The following is an 18,006-nucleotide window of genomic DNA, read 5'->3' on the forward strand; positions in this document are numbered from 1 at the left end:
CGTACGATGATTTTAAGGAAATAGTTAGTCTGGCAAGCTTAGATTAATGAAGTGGTCAGCAATAGACGGGTGCCCTGCTGCGGTGCCGAACGTACTTCTAAAGAGCCGCCCATAGCTTCGGCCCGCTCTTTCATGCTGGTTTGACCGTTCCGAGTGCTGACTTCCGTTTTCTCAAAACCGCGTCCATTGTCTTCAATCAATACCTGAAGTCGATTATCCCTTCGCTCGAAACGTACTGTGGCTTCGCTGGCCTGAGAATATTTTACCAGATTATTAATGGCTTCTTTTCCAATTAAATACAAACTTCGACGCACTTCCATCGAGATAGGTGCCGTTTCCAGCGATGGGTCGATCTGGAAAGAAAATCGAATTTCTTTGGATTCCATAAGCGGCTGCGCATACTCCTGCAACCGCAACCCGATACGTAACAACGAATCGTTGCCCGGATTGATCGTCCAGATGATCTCATCGATCGACTCAAGAATCTGACGGGCATCACTGTAAATCTTCTGCACCATCTTCTGGGCCGATTCGGGTCGGTTCTGGCTGAGCAACGTATTGGTGTGGCCGCTGAGCATAGAGATGGAGGAAAGAGTGCTACCCACCTCATCGTGCAGATCATGAGCGATCTGTTTACGTAGCGTCTGGGCTTCCTGAAGTCGCCGGAGTTTAGCCCGATTCAACAGCCAGGCACTGACGGCTGCGCCCAATAATAATAAAAGAGCGGCTCCCGCCAGCCAGATGTTGTTACGTAGTTGGATCTGTTCGTTTTCCTGTTGGTTGATTTTGGCCTGTTGCTGGAGGAGTTGAATGCGGGCTTCCTTTTTTTGGGTTTCGTACTGAGCGATGAGCCGCTGGACTTCGGCATTGGTGCGCACGGCGGTGGTGGAGTCGATACGTTGATTGCGTTGGAGTTGAAAGACATAGGCTTGCTGGAAGTTTTTCATGCCCCCATACAAATCGGCCAGCCCCTGCGTGTAATCGTTTATTTTCGCTTTATCGCCCCGTTCTTTGGCCAGTTCAAGCGCTTTTTTCAGGTTCTTTTCGGCGGATTTATAGTCTTTCAGTTCTTCGTAAATCTGCCCCAGATTGAAGTACGCGTTTGCCATCGTGGCTTTGTTCTGTTGATTTACGCCAATTGCCATCGATTGTTTTACAAACGGAATACCCTCCGCAGCGCGACCCGATAATTTCAACGCCAGCCCTATATTGACCAGAATGTCGGCTTGTAATAAATCGAAATTTACGTCTTTAGCATGTTTTAAGGCCAATTGGTAATGTTTCAGCGACTGGTCGTACCGCTTCAGTTCATCGTAGCAAATGCCCATGTTGTTTTCAATAATAGCCGCACCACTCGTATTATTTTCAGCGTGCATCAGCGTTAGTGCCTGCTTGTAATACGTAAGGGCTTCGCGGTATTTATGAAGCTCGCGGAATGCGTTTCCAATACCGCCATACGTAGTAGCAATCCGTGGCTGAATATTGTGCTGTTCCTGAAGTCGAAGCGAGCGAAGTTGCAACGTAACGACTTTATCAAATTCCTGTAATTTACTGAGTGCCGCTGCTACGTTCGAGATAGCTCCGCAGACAAATCGGGGGGATAATTTATTCGTTTCGGCTACGTTCAGGGCTTTCTGGAAATATTCCAGCGCCAGTTTTGGTCGGTCGGTCAGGTAGTAGATAGAAGCCCGGTTGGTATGCGCTTTGGCGAGCCCTAATCCATAGTGTAATTTCTCCGCTACGTGTTCAGAAACCTGAAGTATGGAATCTGCCTGCGCATAATCGGGGTTAGCGCCTGAGTGAAGCTCACGCCCCCACACGTTAAGCGCACGGACATAGTTCGTATCCTGTACGGTGTGCGTTTTCAAATATACCTTTACCGAGTCAAGCGAATTAGGCACTTGAGCGAACGTTTGATAAGACGCCAGTAACGCTAAGGTTAGTAATGGCGTAATCAGGGCGTATTTGTTCATCATAGAGGAAGAATAGGTAGACTACAGTAAATATCTACGAATTATCAATTAACTGGTCATTAATATTAGATAACGGGCAAACGGGGGTGTGTGGGTAGGATAAACTGGATACTAACCTGAAATACAGTATAATAACATGGCTGATTGGTAATCTGATATTATTCTTTAGTTGTCTCGGGCAGCATCTTGCTGTCTGAACGGCCGGACGGTCTTGCTAGCTACTATGGCAGCTCAGACAGCAGGATGCTGTCTGAGACAACCAACTAAAGGCTATTTACGTACTGTGTCTGTACGAGGATTTTCCTAAAATGAACAAGCCGATTTTAAGGCTAAAATCGGCTTGTTGAAACTTGTCAGAACTGGTAGAATGCTACGCAACGTAGCGTATTATTCTTCGGCCAGCGTTCGGGAGATATTCATCCGATAAACACCAAGCGCAGGCAGCGCAGCCGCTAGCAAACCAACCAATAAGGCAATGCCCAATAATGCCCACTCTTCGGGAAGGATGCCAAATGCCGCCAGATTATAATGATATTCGTCGGAAACACTGTTTGAGAAGAGCCATAGCCCAACACGGCTCAGGAGAATGCCCAGCACAAAACCGATTATAGCCAGTACCAGCCCTTCCAGCAAAAGCATACCAAATAATTGTAAACGTGTAGCGCCCATCGAAAGCATCAGCGCCATTTCGTAACGTCGTTCTTTTAGTGAGTTGTAGAGCGAAACAAATACGCTGATTCCCGAAATAAGCATAATCACGATAGCCAGACCACGTAGCGTTTCAACGCCAACACCCAGCAAAGAAAACAAGCGGTTTACTTCTATATTAGGTAGAGCAGCCTGAAGTTTTGAGTTGCTATTGATACCACGAGCGAGCATCATACCCAGCGGATTCCGGAATTTAATAAGCATACTCGTAATCTCACGGGGTTCCCCTTCCTCATGTTCTTCGCCCTCGTGCGCTTCCCCTTCTTCATGGTGTTCTTCGTGACCGTGAACCGCCCATACACTTGAAACGGGAGTCAGAATAAGCTGGTCGGTAACCGTATTGGTCGGATTCAGAATACCGACCACTTTGTATTTGGTATCACCGTGCTCTTCGCCTTCACCATCTAATCCGTGCGAACTGGCAAATGAATCGCCCAGTTTCAGCCCTGCAATCGCTGCCGCACGCGGGCCAACAACAACCTCCAGTGGTGCCTTGAAAAGTTGGCCCTGACCGACCGTTGCGCCAAAATGGTCGAGGTAAAGTTTGTTCGTTCCCACAATTCGAAACGACCGGTAACTATCCCCCATCGCCAGTGGAATGGCCGTTTTAATCATCGGATTCCGGGTCAATCGTTCGGCTTCTTCGAGTGGAATGTTTCCTGTAGGCGAATCGATCTGGTAAATGCTCGACAGAATTAGTTGTAGCGGACTGCCTTTTGCGCCAAGCACCATGTCAATTCCTTTGATATTCCGGCGGAACTGATCGTCGAGCTGTTTGTTGAGCAGCAGCAATAGCGAAATGATCGTGATGCCAAACGTCATCAACAGGCCGCTCAAAAAACTGCTTAGCGGCTTGTCTTTCAAATTACTCCAACTAATTCGAAACAGATTCATTGTGAAGAGAGGGGTGATGAGGGAGATGTAGGAGATAGGGTGTATGAAGTATGATATATGGTGTATGAGAGGTAATCTGTAGAGACTACATCATATTTCATATATCATACATCACATATTCACAGGTCCAGTTTAAAATGGTGGCTGACAATATTAAATCGTTTGTTGAGGTAAAGGCGATGGGCGTCGTAGCGGGCTGGATTCTGACCCGAATCGAGTGATACGCACTGGCAACCGGCTTTTTTTGCTTCGTCAATCACGAAATCGAGAAGGGCGCTGGCATAGCCTTTTCCACGAGCTTCAGCTAAGGTCGACAAATCATCGATATACAACGTTTTGCCGCTGTATAACAGATTCATGTAGCGATAGCCAACTACAGCAGGAGAATCTGACGTACCGTCCTCATCAACAAACGCCAGTACAAAATTATCGCTGGCTTGTTGTTGACGAATTCGCTCAAAAGCGAGTTCGGGCGTCAGGTGCGAACGTAACGCCAGCATAGCCGGTATGGCGCGCTGAATATCGGCGTCGGATTGGGCAATTTTGATCGTCATAATTGTTGTCTGATTTCCTGTAATATAGTACCCCCACCTAATTCCAGAATGCTGGTAGCCAGTTTATAACCCAGATGAGCTGCTTCGGCTGGTGTCCCCGTAACCGTTTCGCGAATCAACTGCCGACCGTCCAGACTCACAAGCCCTCCAGACAGGCTGATGGTTTCAGAATCGGCCCAATGTGCTAGTGCAAACGAAGGAATACTACAACCGCCTTCCAGCCGAGCCAGAAAAGCCCGTTCGGCACGTAAGCAAGCGGCTGTAGGCTCGTGGTTAATAAGTTGTGTAATGGTATGACGTAGCGGTTCATCTAGCGACGTAGCAACCTCAATTGCTACGCTGCCCTGACCAACGGCAGGAATAAACTGATCGATAGGAAGTAGCTCCACAATTAAATCGTCATATTCCATCCGATGCACACCCGCGTAAGCCAGCAGAAGCGCATCACATTGGCCTTCATCGAGCTTCCGAATACGTGTCTGAAGGTTCCCGCGCATATCGACCGTGGTCAGATGCGGGCAATAATGACGTAGCATGGCCACCCGGCGCGTCGATGACGTACCAATGCGGAAAACGTCTCCACTGGTTAATGAAAGTGATTTGTTCCGGCTAACCAGTACGTCGTTGGCCTGTTCGCGCTCAGTAAACGCAATAATGTCGAGGTCAGACGGGAGCGTAGAGGGCAAATCTTTGGCGCTATGAACCGCAATGTCGATACGTCCTTCCCGAAGCTGATCTTCAAGTTCCTGCGTGAAAACGCCTTTGCTGCCAATCTTCGCCAGTGATCGGTCGAGTACTACGTCGCCTTTGGTTTCAATAAATACTAATTCCGACGTTACGTTACCCTGCTGCAATAACTGCTGTATGTATTCAGCCTGCCAAACGGCTAACCGACTGCTTCGTGTTCCAATTCGAATATGCATGATACAGCAAAGATACAGCAGGAAAATCAGCTTTAACTACGTAGTGCTGTTGAGAATAGGTGTAGAAAGACGGCCACATTCAGGCCCAAAAAAGCAACAATCCACTTTTGGCATACGTGTTTGTTAAAAATCGCTAAAAATGGCGTAAAAGTGTGTCAAATAGGCATTAAAGGCCGTTTTTGTATGACAGGCTGGCGGAAAAAAGCCGGTTAAACCTTTAGGCACGACCTTTGTCTATATACCAACGAACAGTAAACAACTCTCCACTAAAAAAACACTCCACTATGAAAGCGATAGAAAATGTGTTTCAGGGAACAGGCGGGCAGATTGACCTGCTAAACACGCTCTACGGTGGTTCAAGTCAAACAACTATGAACGTAGAACGTGAAGGGGAACGCCTGATTATTACCCTGGTGGCCCCCGGCGTAAAGGCAAATTCCTTCAACGTACTGGTCGAAGGTAACAAGCTAATAGTATACACGCTGCTGGTCAGCACATTGAGCCTCGAAGAGGACGGTCATAGTCAACGGCTAGCTGTACCGATGTTCTTAAGGGTTCTCGATATCCCATCATTTGTGGATGCCGATCAGATTGAAGCAGAGCATGAACACGGAAAAGTTCGCGTTGTGTTGCCTTTCAAAGATGAAGAACAGCTACACCGGCGAATCGATATTAAAAATCTCTTTGAGTAAAAGAGTACATTATTTCCTTCCGGGGTGTTGATTGCCCTGTTACCTATAGATGATTGCGAAGCCGCTTTTACGAAAGCGGCTTTTTGTTTTACTGCCCAATTTGACACCCTTACAGCCAACTTTTACAGCTTCACATTCTTTCGTCAGCATAAACGAACCTTATATTGGAAACTTTCAGTAGCTAACCACAGTGACCTACTTTTAGATATAGTTAACATAAAACAGATTATACAACACGGATAATGAAGACTTGGGGCCTATTTATTGTCTCACAAATAGCAATCAACTTACTCTGTGGCTATTTCTTAAAGCCTAGTCAACTTGGGCTCTTTAAAAGATTGGCCGTTATAGTCTTTCCTATAGCTTCCGTGTTTTTGATATTTACCCCTATTTTGCTAATGTTTGCAGAAGCCTACTTCGATACTGTTGGGGTTCACTCGTTCGGTTTCATAGGAATGCGTATTCGGCTAATTGAAATACTCTGTGTTTTTGTGCTCCAGATGCTATTCAATTATCTTATTCTTGACAGGCTGAAAAGCGCTTAGGTTATCATAAACGCACTTATACAACAGCTATTCACTCTTGGCGACAGGTTGATTATAACTGGGATTGCTAGGTACGTACTCAATTTCAATAGAGTCTCCTATATGATAGCTGGCGTCACGAGTATCCCCTTCATAATACTTACTGTTAACTTCAAACCTGTATGAATATGAGAACTCATGAGAAACGGGACTATTCCCGAAGAAATTCTTCGTATTGATTACAACTGCTCTAGTGCGAAGCTTTTTTCCGGTTAAAGCAGAATGTCGAACTTCATTCTTATAAATGGTGTAAACACAATCAGCAGGCATCCATAATAAGAAAGCCGTCCCAATGACTATTGTCAATTTTTTAACAATCGAATTATTACTAAATCGATTGTTAATGTCTTCATACTTGTTGTATTTTTTCGACACAGGCAGAAACACATTTGAACTAGGCAATATTAGTTTATTCTCTTTACATAAGATTAGTTATACAAATCCTCTAGAAATAGTGCAAATCGGGCCTATATGGACCGTTTGCATTTTTACAAACTGAAGCCGTCTGTTTCTAAAATAATAAACATGAACGTTCATGTTTACTTTAGATGATGAATATTCGTTTTTCTTGGCGACAGATTGCCCTGATTGCTTCGCTGCTGGTAGCTGTCTTGGTAAATCTGCCACTGGTTGCGCTGACAACACGGTCGCGCTGGGGGTTGGTGCCGGGTATACCGGATGTCGGCTGGTCGCTAAGCCGGATGGCGTTTCACTTTGGATTCACGTTTTTTGTTATCGAACTGAATCGCTACGTACTGCTTCACAAACGGTATCGTCCGCAACTCAATTTATTGGGCTGGTATGGCGTCAATTTTCTGCTGTTTGTGCTAATTACGGGTCTGTTTGCAGCTATTGCCTTATTGTGGTTCCCTGAACGGGCCTTGCTGGTGATTATTACCTCCTATTTTCGGGGCTTTTTCGTCTGGGTCACGGCCTTGCTGGTCGCCAATTTTCTAGCCGTCTTACAGGAAAATCGACTCATGCAGGCCGAAAATGACCAACTGAAACAACAGCGTTTACAGGCACAGCTCGACGCGCTACGGGCCCAGCTCAATCCGCATTTTTTGTTCAATTCCCTCAATGCACTGAGTTCGCTGATTCGCGAAGGTGGCACAAAAAGCCAGCACTATCTGGCCAAACTGTCGCAGGTGCTCCGGTATTCGTTACAGGTTCAGCAACAAACACTGGTTCCATTTGCCGAAGAAATCAAGTTTACACAAGCCTATTCTTACTTGCTGCTGATTCGCTACGCCGATAATCTGCGCATCGAAAATAAATTGCCCGAACAGGCTCCATGGAAACTTCCGCCCATGTCGTTGCAGGTGCTGATTGAGAACGCGGTAAAACACAACATTGTCTCGACCAGTCGTCCACTCAATATCCAGCTTCTGGTTGATGAGCAGGCCAGTTGCATTGTTGTTGTTAATACGTATCATCCTAAAAACGAAGCGGTTGAGGGGACGGGTAGTGGTTTGGCGAACCTGGATAATCGCTTTCGGTTATTGACCGGAAAATCAATAAAAATCGGTCGTACCGATATGGAATTTCGTGTGCACCTACCTATCATTCCTTTTTCCTGATGCGTATTCTGATTATTGAAGATGAGCGTACCGCAGCCAATCACCTAACCGCACTACTTCGGGAGATAGAACCATCATTGACGGTATTGGGCGTTGTGGATAGTGTGGAAGATGGGAAAGCACGCTGGCCACAACTACCAACGCCCGACCTTATTTTTTCGGATATACAACTGGCCGACGGGCTGTCGTTTTCGCTGCTGGAGAACGTAGCGGTTCTCTGTCCAATCATTTTTACAACGGCTTACGACGAATACGCTATCCGGGCTTTCAAACTGAACAGCATCGATTATCTGCTAAAACCGATTGAAACCGAAGCCCTTGAAGCAAGTCTGCAAAAATACCGCTCACTGGCACGACCGGCTTCCGACGAACTCGTGCGGCAAATGCAAGCTTTGCTGAATGCCCGTGAATTTCTTCCGCGAACGTATCGACAAAGTTTCCTGATCCAGTTTCGGGATAAACTGCTGCCGATAAACGTAGCAGACGTAGCGTATTTTTCGATTGAAGGGGGTGTGGTGTCGGCAACGCTCCATAGCTACGTAGCAGAACGCCGAACCACCGACCGACGTAGCATCAGTTACCCAATCGAATTGAAGCTGGAGGAACTGGAAACCCAACTCGATCCGCAGCAGTTCTTTCGGGCAAATCGGCAGGTTATCGTTTCCCGAAGCAGCATTCTCGAAGCTGAATTTTACTTCAATGGGCGCCTGCAACTAAAACTTCAGCCAACTGCTTCGGGCCTGGTATTGATTAGCAAAGATCGCGTTACGTTGTTCAAAAAGTGGATGGAATCATTTTAAACGCAAACTTCACTGCCTTTGCTGGCGGTTTTACCGGCCAATCTCTCGTCTTCGCATCGGTTTTCCAGTCATCACACTTCTCGGTTTGTAGGTTTGCATCATCGCTTTGGTAAATAAACGGATACCAGCGATTCCTCCGATGATTGATCTACAATTTGTGTGTAATCACAGGCTGCTGACCGTTGCATGGCTACTTTCGGCAATACTGCTCCGGCCACTCGCTGCCGTTGCAACGGATATACGCGATACGGTACAGCACAATGGCCTGCTACGTACCAGCCTGATTCATTTGCCGCCCCAGTATGATGCCCAAAAACAACGATTGCCTCTGGTCATTGCCTTGCATGGGGGCGGAGGAAGCGGACAACAGTTTGCGAATCAATCGAAATGGAACGAGAAAGCGGATCGGGAAGGGTTCATTGTCGTTTATCCAGATGGTGTTCAGAATCCGGGAATACTACGTTTACGAACCTGGAGTGCGGGTGCCTGTTGCGGTCAGGCTGCTTCAACGCAACGTATCGACGATGTTGGATTTATTCGTCAACTGATTGATAAGCTGAGTGCTACGTATCAGGTCGATGAAAAACGGGTGTATGCAACAGGGCATTCCAATGGGGCCATGTTATGTTATCGGCTGGCTTGTGAATTATCGGAGAAACTAACTGCTATTGCCGCCAATGCCGGAACCATGCAGCTTCAAACCGCCTGCAAGCCATCCCGATTGATGCCAATTCTACATATTCACTCCGAAAAAGATCAGCATGTACCATACGCGGGAGGGGTTGGAGCTAGAAGCCTCAACGGACAATGGAATGCATCGGTAGATAGCACCTTAACCGTTTTTGCCCAATTGGCGCAATGTAAGCCGCTGAAGCCAGTGGCCAAATCAGCCGACAAATACACGGTTTATCAATGGAATTCCTGTCAGGATAACGTAGCGATACAGTATTATCTGACGTCCGATGGTGGGCATTCCTGGCCGGGTGGCAACAAAGGTGCTCGTCGGATTGGTGACCCGCCGTCTGAAGCCTTTATAAACAACGACATCATCTGGGATTTTTTCAAAAGCCATTCCCGTCCCTAAGTCAATTCAAATGTATAAACCAAAAAACGTAGTAATGCTATGAAAATCAACGTAGTGAATGTTGTCATGGTCGTTTTTTTGAGTCTGTTGTCGATGGGTTCCTTTGCGCAACAACGCGAAGTTGGAACACCCGAAGAACGAGCCAATCGGCAAACGGCCCGAATGAAAGAAGCACTGAACTTATCGCCCGATCAGGAAAAGAACGTAGCAGCTATTAATCTGAAATACGCCCAGAAAAACCAGCCGCTGCTGGAAAATGGTGGCCGCAACCTAAAAACCCTACGTCAGGTCCGGTCGATTATGAGCGATAAAGATAAGGAAATGAAGGCGGCCCTACGTAGCGACCAATACAAACAGTACGAAGCGATTAAAGAAGAAATGCGCAACAACATGCGCAAAAGCCGTAGAAAGTTATAGTGAGAAATTTGATGTTAAACTTTGTCATTTCGACCAAAGAGAGAAATGACAAAGTTTAATAGATTTTGTTTTTATAAAACTCAACGAATCAACTAAGACTGTTTTCAGATATACCCAATAACTATCTGAAAATGGTATAAGACTCGTCTTTAATCTTCTCGCCCTTCTTTCCGATTGGCATCGGCCATTCGAACGATTTTTGGGGTGAATTTCGCCAGTACTGACACCAGATCACTTTGAGCACCAATAACGGTTTCGATGTTTTTGTAAACCATCGGTGCTTCGTCAAGGTCACCGCCAATAAGCTGGATATCAGCTTCTTGAAGAGCCTTGTTCAACTGCGACCGCGTGATGTTATTGAATGCCTGTGTCCGCGACATCACTCGTCCGGCTCCGTGCGAAGCCGAGTTCAACGAATCCGCAAAACCCCGACCACGTACCACGAATCCCGGATGCGTCATCGAACCGGGAATAATACCCAGTACGTCGGCTCCGGCGGGCGTAGCCCCTTTGCGGTGAACGATTACGTCGCGCCCGTCGGCCAGTTTTTCTTTCCACGCAAAATTGTGGTGATTCTCAATCATCACCAGCGGCTTTTCACGTAGCAATTTGGCGATCTTGTTGTGAATTTCGTGGTGATTGGCCGACGCGTATTCACCCGCCAGATTCATGGCGATCCAGTATTCCTGTCCTTCTTCGGTGTTGAGGTCGAGCCATGCCAGATGCGCTGCCTGTTTGGGCAGTCGGGTTTTCTGCATGGCAAGCTTCGAATAGTAATTTGCTACGTTAGCCCCAAATCCGCGCGAACCAGAGTGAGAAAGTAACGCCAGATATTCGCCCGGCGGCAGGTTTAATTGCGCATCAGGCTCATAGACTTCAACAATACCCCATTCCACAAAATGGTTACCCGTTCCTGAGCTTCCAAGTTGCCGGTAGGCTTTATCTTTCAGGTCGCGGATGATCTTGGTGGCCTGCCATTCGGGTAAATCCATGACGCTCTCATCAAATTTTTCACGCGTTTCGCCACCCATACCAAACTTGGTCTGTTCCACCAGCGTTTTTTTCAGCAGATGAGGCTCCCGTTTCATAAAGGCAGGTGGTAAATCAAAGACCGACAGGCACATGCGGCAGGCAATATCGACACCTACGGCAAAGGGAATTACGGTGTTCGGTTCTGTAGCCAGTACGCCACCGATCGGTAAGCCGTAGCCCTGATGTGCATCTGGCATAAGGGCTCCCGCTACCGAAATGGGTAAGCTTGCCGCCGTTTCCATTTGTTTCAACGCGCCTTCTTCAATATGCTCACGTCCGAAAATCGCGTACGGCAATGTTTCTGAACGTAGCGCAAACTCCTGTTGCGACTGCTTCTCGTTGGTAGTCAATACATAAGGAGCGGGTGGTGGCGGCAGGAACGTAACACCCGTTTCGCTCAAAGGTACCGCAATCCCCTGTTTGTTCAGGTCATAAATCGCCTTCGCCAGATTCGTGACTTTGGTTTTTGAGTAAGCGAATTTCTTCGGGTTCTGAAGCACCTGCGCCAGCAAACCCATCGCTTTTTCTTTCGGGTAGTCGGCTCGGTTGATTAACCCGTTCGCAACTCGTAAAAAAGCGTCGTGTAAATGCGCAGGAATTGCCCCAAGCTGTAAAATATCGTCGATTAAAATTTGTGTTTCCATAGTAATAGTGCGGCCGGACTGGTGGTCCAGTCCAGCCGCGTTTTGATTAGTTACGGCCCCGAACGAACAGTTGTTTTAACTGATCGACCATAGAACCATCGTTTGAGACGGAAATTGTGCTGATTTTGTCCGCGATTTTTTCGACGTATTCCATCTCTTTCAATTTCCAGAGCATCTCGTTGTCTTCCATTAGTTTGGCGGTGTTCAACAGGCTTCGTGTCGATGCCGTTTCTTCCCGACGCATGATGCTGTTGGCCTGTGCCTTCTTTTCAGCCATCAAAACCTGATTCATAATATCACGCATATCGCCCGGCAGAATGATGTCGCGCACACCACCGTTACGTAGCGTAACGCCCAACTCAGCAGCTTTGGCCGACGTAGCATTTACTACGTAGGGAGCTAGTTCGCCTTTTTTGTCGAGAAGCTCGTCAAGCGTTAGACCTCCAATGTATTCACGTAGTGCCAACTGAATCGCTACGTAAAGCTGTTTGTCGTACTCTTTGTTCTCGACCAGCGCTTTCACTACGTCCTCCACCTGATACTGCACAAAGAAGCTCAGTCGCAGAGACGCTTTGTCTCTCGTCAGGATTTCCTGACCCGACACTTCCATCTGCTGCTGGCGCGTATCGACCTTTACTACGTGAACTGGCGTGTTGTTTTTCCACCAGTGATACGTACCAGCCGAGAGCACCCGCTCAAATTTCCAGTCGATAAATAAAACGCCCTGCTCGTGCGCTTCGACCGCGTAAGTACGTACATAAGCCGACAACGGGTTGGGCATCAGCGCGGCCAAATCGACCGAAGCCGGAATGTCGAGCTGAGTGGTATCTACCTTAATGTATTCGTATTGTTTTACGCCTTTCCAGTAAGCCCAGCGCCGTTTTGTCAGAATTGTCTGAAAAATACCCTGTTCGTACTGAAGCGCAATTTCGCCTTCTTTTACGTCGATAACATCCAGCAAATCAGCCACCTCCGGATACGATAGTAATACCGAAAGATCGCAAGGGAGTGTCTGTAGTTGATCTCCCTGATTGTAGACATAAATGCTTTCATTGCTCCATATCCAGTGGTTGCCCTCCGAAAGGATTTTTTTGAAAGTGCCATGTTTGAACAAAAGCCCGATTTGACGAGCCAGGATGCGTACAGTTCTCATTGCGTTAACTGGTTTGTGGTATATGGTATTTTTTTTGATGAAATCAGCTCGGAACTATCCATTTAACCAAGGCGGAAGTCGGTTGGCGAAGGCTTCGGTACGTTGGTTCGGAGAAAGGATTCGGGCCTGAACCTACTCACATCTCGTTGAGCGAGAGCATGAATAAGAATTTAACCCAAATGCTTAATCAGAAGCAACGCACGCCCGACAAACGCGGTATCGACTTGCTGGCTCAGGCTAAATCGTTACGTTCTGGGCGAACCTGTTCCGTAACCAGATAGCTCCTGACTGATTTTTACATCGTCTGGTGGCCTTTTTAGAAGTGGCCTCTTCCCAACCAATGGATCAACTTTTGAGGTTGATAGCAGGATTCGAACCTGCATTTGTCTGTTGCTCTACCCAACTGAGCTATTCTTTCGAAGAAGGAATCGAACCTCCGACTCACAGATTATGGTAGACAAAAACGCGCGACATCAACAGCATATCGATTTCAGCCAGTGGCTGCGATACTATGGGGCTATACAGAAACCCGCATCTGGTTTGATCATCGTCGCTTCCATCGCTACAAAGGTTACAGGCAACTGCGCAGTGTTTTTGCGTAGTTGGAAAAATTTTCAGAATTTTTCGGGAAACTAGTTTTTTGAATGCCCCGAAGCGTCCAGAGCCTGTCGGGGCTTACTTCTTTCTTTATGCCTGCCAATAGAAACGCGCTGATACGTTATAAAACGCTGGATGCCTGTTTGCGGAATCGACAACGCAAATGGACGCTTGAGGATTTAATTGAAAAAGTGTCGGATGCACTTTATGAATATGAAGGCATCGATAAAGGAATTAGCCGACGTACTGTTCAGGCCGATTTGCAACTAATGCGAAGCGATAAGCTGGGGTATTTTGCGCCGATTATTGTGGTCGATAAAAAATATTACACCTACGAAGACCCAACGTACAGCATCACTAATATTCCGTTATCGGATGGTGACCTATCACGCATGAACGAAGCGGTGGACGTATTGAAGCAGTTTAAAGGATTCTCCCATTTTACGGCCTTGAACGAAGTTGTTCAGAAGCTGGAGGACTACGTTTATTCAACGGCTCAGAAATCGGTGCCCGTTATTGATTTCGAGAAAAATGAAAACCTGAAAGGGCTACACCTGCTCGATGATCTATATCAGGCAGTTATTCAGAAACAGCCGCTTCTGATTCAATACCAGTCGTTTTCGGCACGGCAACCGCAAACGTTACCTTTCCATGTCTGGTGGTTGAAAGAGTATAAAAATCGCTGGTTTGCGGTGGGCGTATGTCATGGAAAAGAGCAAATCCTCAATCTGGCGCTCGACCGAATGCTACGTATCGAACCGGCAACTAAACTTGATTACACGCCCAGCCGTATTGATCCGGACGTATATTATCGGGACGTAATAGGTGCAACGGTTAGTCCGACCTTACGAGCTGTTCCTGTGAAAATATTCGTTACGAGCCATCATGCTCCGTATGTAGAAACCAAGCCGCTTCACCCATCGCAGCAGGTGCTGGAACGAACACCCGAAGGTATTGTAATTCAGCTTCGTGTACAGCACAACTTTGAACTGGAACGCGAAATTCTAAGCTTCGGCGACTGTATGACCGTGCTCGATCCGCCACGTATACGTAACACTATTCGCCAGCGTTTGCAAATCGGCCTACGTGCTTATGACGATACGTTGCAAACTGATACGTAGTAAAAACCCCAAGGCAGCTGCCGTGGGGTTAAAGAAATTCGTCTTACTTACGTTCGGGGCGGTCGAAAAACTGGCGCATAAACAGGAGTTGATACGTAACGGCGTTGTTCCAGTAAGGCCAGTTATGTCCGCCGGGGCGGGTGATGTAATCGTGGGCAATGTTACGTTCCAATAGTTTCTCGTGCAGGTTGTTGTTAACCCTGAAAAAGAAATCTTCGGTGCCGCAATCGATGATCAAAGCCAGCGCACCGGGTGTCAGAAGGTGGAGTAAGTTGATGACCGTACTTTGCTCCCAACGCTCTGGATTCTGTGCGTAAGTGCCGAGACGCTTGGCCATGTCCCAGTTGTTTGGAAAAGGACGGATATCAACACCACCACTCATACTGCCCGCTGCGCCAAATACATCCTGATGGCGGAAAGCCAGATATAACGCTCCATGTCCGCCCATGCTTAAGCCCGTAATAGCGCGCCCCTGACGATTTTTTATGGTTTTATACCGGCTATCGACCCACGGCACCAGTTCGTTGGCTACGTAAGTTTCGTATTTAAACGAAGGGTCGACGGGGCTATCGAAATACCAGCTCCCAAAGTTACCATCCGGGCAAACAATGATGAGTTGGTGCGTATCGGCTAACCGACTGACATTGGTTGATTTTTTGGCCCAGTCACCGTAGTTACCGCTGTAGCCGTGAAGTAAATAGACGACTGGAAATTCAGCCCCGGTTGTATACGAATCGGGCGTCATGATTACAGCCTTGATCGTTTTTTTCATAGATGAACTATACGTATCAACCGTATCAACTTTAGCTGCATAAGTCCAATCTGATGCGAATAAAAGGAGAGTATAAAACAAAAAGTGGAATAGACGCATGTTAGTTATTAATTTTTTTGAAAATATATACGTGCAAAGTTTTGGAAGTAAACGATAGGTTACGTTAAATTCGCCAAAAGGCTTGACAACGTAAAAATACAATTTTTAGGTTTGTCTAAATTGCCCGAAAATTACAAATCTTACTTTTAAGTATATAACGGAAATAGTAATATGTTTACGCAAAAAAGTTAAATTCTCTTGCCTTTTTGCCGTTGAAAGTAAATAAGATTTGTTAGGAATGCACCGTTTAATATATTTTTAGTGCCTTATTTAGCCTTTTTCTAACTTGAAGGAGTATTCATAAGAGCTATTTTATTTATTTTGTAAACTTGAACTAACCTTAAAAACGTACTAATCCATGAAGGTCAGATTAACCGATGAAGAAGTGATTCGGGAATATCTCCCTACAAAGCCAGATCAGTGTTTCGAAGCTCTTTATACGCGCTATGTGAATAAAGTATATCGACGCTGCCTGTCAATGACAAAAGATTCGTTGCAAGCGGAGGATTTTACACAGGATATTTTCCTGAAGGTATTCAACAAGCTCGATGCCTTCCAGCAACGCTCAAGTTTTTCTACCTGGCTTTACTCCATAGCCTATAATTACTGCTCCGACCAACTGAGAATGGCGAAGCGAATCCAGTTTGGTTCGATCGAGAGCGATTATGAATATGATGAGTCTGAGCGTGAATCAGCACAGCTTCACGAAGACTCGCTTCAACTTGTAAATATTGCCATCGGCAAATTGTCGGACAATGAACGTACGCTGCTGGAGCTTAAATATGAAGAGGGGTTAAGTATCGATGAAATTGCAGAACAGTACAACCTCAAACCCAGTGCGGTGAAAATGCGACTGAAGCGTACGCGGGAAAAAGTACAGCAGTTGTGTGGGCAATATCAGGCCTGATTGTAAAATCTGACATAAGTGCATCATCTTTTTGAGAATTCAGATGCCCTTTCAAGGGCATTCTGTATTGTTACGGTCTGCTTTCCAAAAAACGGGTAAATGAGTTGGGGCTTTTCCTTTTGATTTCTAGCAAATCTATTGGCCCTCCATCTCATGATACATCAGGTTAATCGTCGGGATTTTCTGAAGCAGAGCAGCACTGCCGCACTTGGCATGGCTTTGTTTCCGGGTATGAAACGTAAAGTCGCACCCAGCGACAAGGTTCGTGTTGCACATATCGGATTGAACGGTATGGGGACCAATCACCTGAAATGGTTTGCCAATTTGCCGGAGGTCGACGTAGTAGGACTTTGCGACCTCGATCAGACGCACCTCGACAAAGCCCTTGCTACGTTAAAAGGTATTCATCCCGACGCCACTGCCAAAACCTACGCCGATTTTCGCCATATCCTCGACCGTAACGACATCGACGCCATTACGTGCGCTACGCCCGACCATTGGCACGCACAAATTGCCATTATGGCGTTTCAGGCCGGTAAGGATGTATATGGCGAAAAACCCTTGTCATATAGCGTGCGTGAAGGCCAGAAGATGCTGAAAGCCCTCAATCGTTACGACCGGATTTTTCAATTAGGTACGCAGATTCACGCGGGCGACAATTATCACCGTGTTGTCGAAATCATCAAGTCGGGGGTTATCGGTAAAGTACATACGGTACGTCTCTGGAAAACCGGATTTCCGCCCGTACTAGGGCCCGCCAATTACCAAACACCACCCGCTACGTTGAATTGGGATATGTGGCAGGGGCCTGCTCCAACGTCGCTTTATACACCCGAACGCTGTCATTTTACGTATCGCTATTTCCTCGATTATTCGGGTGGAGTATTTCAGGATTTCTGGTGCCATATTGCCGACGTAGTGTGGTGGGCCATTAACCCGACTGGTCTCAAACGCATTTCGGCCAAAGGCGAAACACCCGAAGGTATCGGCGATGCGCCCAAGTGGATCGATATTGACTACGAATTCGACGGGTTGAAACTACACTGGACCAGCACACCTCCCAATGTACCGGGTGCCGAAAAACGAGGTATTGGAGCTTACTTCGAAGGAGAGAAAGGTACGTTACTCTGCGATTACGGCTCCCGCGAAATCACTATAAATGGCGTTGTAATGACCGATGTAGCCGAAGTGCCGATTACTATCGAACGCTCGCCGGGGCACCAGCAGAATTTCATTAATTCGGTGAAATCGCGGAAACAGCCTGAGTCAAATCTGGCTTACGCCCGGCAAATGACAATGCCTATGCACTTGGGCCTGATTTCGTACCGATTGGGCCAACCGCTGGAATGGAACGCTCGGAAGGAAAAATTCAGACACAACTCCGAAGCCAACGCGTTGTTATCTCGTCCGTATCGAAAAGAGTGGGACTTACTATAGGTGCTATAAAAACTGATTAATTTTCAGGCCGCTTC

At 46.8% G+C, this 18,006-nt stretch carries 16 protein-coding genes; 9 read left to right on the forward strand and 7 right to left on the reverse strand.

Annotated features, from left to right (window positions below; genetic code table 11):
• Nucleotides 1–38: 38 nt before the first annotated feature.
• The 4 genes from ACYVD4_RS29610 to hemC form a co-directional block, all read right to left on the reverse strand.
• Complete coding sequence (locus ACYVD4_RS29610; RefSeq protein WP_460951796.1) at nt 39–1,976, reverse strand: tetratricopeptide repeat protein; 1,938 nt, start codon at nt 1,974–1,976, stop codon at nt 39–41.
• A 384-nt stretch (nt 1,977–2,360) separates the two neighbouring features.
• On the reverse strand, nt 2,361–3,575 hold the full coding sequence (locus tag ACYVD4_RS29615) for an ABC transporter permease (protein ID WP_460951798.1): 1,215 nt from the start codon (nt 3,573–3,575) through the stop codon (nt 2,361–2,363).
• Between the two features lie 119 nt (nt 3,576–3,694).
• Nucleotides 3,695–4,129: a GNAT family N-acetyltransferase gene (locus ACYVD4_RS29620; protein WP_460951799.1), complete on the reverse strand. Its 435-nt coding sequence runs from the start codon at nt 4,127–4,129 to the stop codon at nt 3,695–3,697.
• Complete coding sequence (gene hemC, locus ACYVD4_RS29625) at nt 4,126–5,052, reverse strand: hydroxymethylbilane synthase (RefSeq protein WP_460951800.1); 927 nt, start codon at nt 5,050–5,052, stop codon at nt 4,126–4,128. The genes ACYVD4_RS29620 and hemC overlap by 4 nt, the downstream gene beginning before the upstream one ends.
• 284 nt (nt 5,053–5,336) lie before the next feature.
• Between hemC and ACYVD4_RS29630 the strand changes: the two genes are divergently transcribed.
• The 5 genes from ACYVD4_RS29630 to ACYVD4_RS29650 all read left to right on the forward strand — a co-directional run bounded on the left by ACYVD4_RS29630 (nt 5,337) and on the right by ACYVD4_RS29650 (nt 10,209).
• The gene (locus ACYVD4_RS29630; protein ID WP_460951801.1) at nt 5,337–5,744 is read left to right on the forward strand and encodes an Hsp20/alpha crystallin family protein; all 408 of its coding nucleotides are present in this window, start codon (nt 5,337–5,339) and stop codon (nt 5,742–5,744) included.
• 1,132 nt (nt 5,745–6,876) lie between these two features.
• Nucleotides 6,877–7,908 (forward strand): sensor histidine kinase, encoded by a 1,032-nt coding sequence (locus ACYVD4_RS29635; protein WP_460951803.1) that lies wholly within the window; start codon nt 6,877–6,879, stop codon nt 7,906–7,908.
• Nucleotides 7,908–8,708, forward strand: a complete 801-nt coding sequence (locus ACYVD4_RS29640; protein ID WP_460951805.1) for a LytR/AlgR family response regulator transcription factor — start codon at nt 7,908–7,910, stop codon at nt 8,706–8,708. The genes ACYVD4_RS29635 and ACYVD4_RS29640 overlap by 1 nt, the downstream gene beginning before the upstream one ends.
• 139 nt (nt 8,709–8,847) lie before the next feature.
• Nucleotides 8,848–9,792: an extracellular catalytic domain type 1 short-chain-length polyhydroxyalkanoate depolymerase gene (locus ACYVD4_RS29645; protein WP_460951806.1), complete on the forward strand. Its 945-nt coding sequence runs from the start codon at nt 8,848–8,850 to the stop codon at nt 9,790–9,792.
• 39 nt (nt 9,793–9,831) lie between these two features.
• Nucleotides 9,832–10,209, forward strand: a complete 378-nt coding sequence (locus ACYVD4_RS29650) for a hypothetical protein (RefSeq protein WP_460951807.1) — start codon at nt 9,832–9,834, stop codon at nt 10,207–10,209.
• Between the two features lie 149 nt (nt 10,210–10,358).
• On the opposite strand, the gene ACYVD4_RS29655 is transcribed toward ACYVD4_RS29650, so the two are convergent.
• Nucleotides 10,359–11,885 (reverse strand): RtcB family protein, encoded by a 1,527-nt coding sequence (locus ACYVD4_RS29655; RefSeq protein WP_460951808.1) that lies wholly within the window; start codon nt 11,883–11,885, stop codon nt 10,359–10,361.
• A 46-nt stretch (nt 11,886–11,931) separates the two neighbouring features.
• Complete coding sequence (locus ACYVD4_RS29660; RefSeq protein WP_460951809.1) at nt 11,932–13,038, reverse strand: slipin family protein; 1,107 nt, start codon at nt 13,036–13,038, stop codon at nt 11,932–11,934.
• Between the two features lie 158 nt (nt 13,039–13,196).
• Between ACYVD4_RS29660 and ACYVD4_RS29665 the strand changes: the two genes are divergently transcribed.
• Both ACYVD4_RS29665 and ACYVD4_RS29670 read left to right on the forward strand, forming a co-directional pair.
• Entirely contained in the window at nt 13,197–13,319 is a 123-nt protein-coding gene (locus ACYVD4_RS29665) for a hypothetical protein (protein WP_460951810.1), read from the forward strand.
• A 363-nt stretch (nt 13,320–13,682) separates the two neighbouring features.
• The gene (locus ACYVD4_RS29670) at nt 13,683–14,756 is read left to right on the forward strand and encodes a helix-turn-helix transcriptional regulator (RefSeq protein WP_460951812.1); all 1,074 of its coding nucleotides are present in this window, start codon (nt 13,683–13,685) and stop codon (nt 14,754–14,756) included.
• A 43-nt stretch (nt 14,757–14,799) separates the two neighbouring features.
• Here ACYVD4_RS29670 and ACYVD4_RS29675 read toward each other — a convergent pair whose 3' ends face one another.
• Nucleotides 14,800–15,627, reverse strand: a complete 828-nt coding sequence (locus ACYVD4_RS29675) for an alpha/beta hydrolase (RefSeq protein WP_460951813.1) — start codon at nt 15,625–15,627, stop codon at nt 14,800–14,802.
• 358 nt (nt 15,628–15,985) lie between these two features.
• Here ACYVD4_RS29675 and ACYVD4_RS29680 point away from each other — a divergent pair, with 358 nt between their 5' ends.
• Both ACYVD4_RS29680 and ACYVD4_RS29685 read left to right on the forward strand, forming a co-directional pair.
• On the forward strand, nt 15,986–16,534 hold the full coding sequence (locus tag ACYVD4_RS29680) for an RNA polymerase sigma factor (protein ID WP_460951814.1): 549 nt from the start codon (nt 15,986–15,988) through the stop codon (nt 16,532–16,534).
• Between the two features lie 153 nt (nt 16,535–16,687).
• Complete coding sequence (locus ACYVD4_RS29685; protein ID WP_460951815.1) at nt 16,688–17,971, forward strand: Gfo/Idh/MocA family protein; 1,284 nt, start codon at nt 16,688–16,690, stop codon at nt 17,969–17,971.
• Nucleotides 17,972–18,006: the final 35 nt, after the last annotated feature.

The organism is Spirosoma daeguense (assembly GCF_054776875.1).

Excerpts from the sequence above, each read along its gene's own strand:
- ACYVD4_RS29610 (WP_460951796.1), bottom strand. The coding sequence starts at position 1,976 with ATGATGAACAAATACGCCCTGATTACGCCATTACTAACCTTAGCGTTA.
- ACYVD4_RS29615 (WP_460951798.1), bottom strand. The coding sequence starts at position 3,575 with ATGAATCTGTTTCGAATTAGTTGGAGTAATTTGAAAGACAAGCCGCTA.
- ACYVD4_RS29620 (WP_460951799.1), bottom strand. The coding sequence starts at position 4,129 with ATGACGATCAAAATTGCCCAATCCGACGCCGATATTCAGCGCGCCATA.
- hemC (WP_460951800.1), bottom strand. The coding sequence starts at position 5,052 with ATGCATATTCGAATTGGAACACGAAGCAGTCGGTTAGCCGTTTGGCAG.
- ACYVD4_RS29630 (WP_460951801.1), top strand. The coding sequence starts at position 5,337 with ATGAAAGCGATAGAAAATGTGTTTCAGGGAACAGGCGGGCAGATTGAC.
- ACYVD4_RS29635 (WP_460951803.1), top strand. The coding sequence starts at position 6,877 with ATGATGAATATTCGTTTTTCTTGGCGACAGATTGCCCTGATTGCTTCG.
- ACYVD4_RS29640 (WP_460951805.1), top strand. The coding sequence starts at position 7,908 with ATGCGTATTCTGATTATTGAAGATGAGCGTACCGCAGCCAATCACCTA.
- ACYVD4_RS29645 (WP_460951806.1), top strand. The coding sequence starts at position 8,848 with ATGATTGATCTACAATTTGTGTGTAATCACAGGCTGCTGACCGTTGCA.
- ACYVD4_RS29650 (WP_460951807.1), top strand. The coding sequence starts at position 9,832 with ATGAAAATCAACGTAGTGAATGTTGTCATGGTCGTTTTTTTGAGTCTG.
- ACYVD4_RS29655 (WP_460951808.1), bottom strand. The coding sequence starts at position 11,885 with ATGGAAACACAAATTTTAATCGACGATATTTTACAGCTTGGGGCAATT.
- ACYVD4_RS29660 (WP_460951809.1), bottom strand. The coding sequence starts at position 13,038 with ATGAGAACTGTACGCATCCTGGCTCGTCAAATCGGGCTTTTGTTCAAA.
- ACYVD4_RS29665 (WP_460951810.1), top strand. The coding sequence starts at position 13,197 with ATGAATAAGAATTTAACCCAAATGCTTAATCAGAAGCAACGCACGCCC.
- ACYVD4_RS29670 (WP_460951812.1), top strand. The coding sequence starts at position 13,683 with ATGCCCCGAAGCGTCCAGAGCCTGTCGGGGCTTACTTCTTTCTTTATG.
- ACYVD4_RS29675 (WP_460951813.1), bottom strand. The coding sequence starts at position 15,627 with ATGCGTCTATTCCACTTTTTGTTTTATACTCTCCTTTTATTCGCATCA.
- ACYVD4_RS29680 (WP_460951814.1), top strand. The coding sequence starts at position 15,986 with ATGAAGGTCAGATTAACCGATGAAGAAGTGATTCGGGAATATCTCCCT.
- ACYVD4_RS29685 (WP_460951815.1), top strand. The coding sequence starts at position 16,688 with ATGATACATCAGGTTAATCGTCGGGATTTTCTGAAGCAGAGCAGCACT.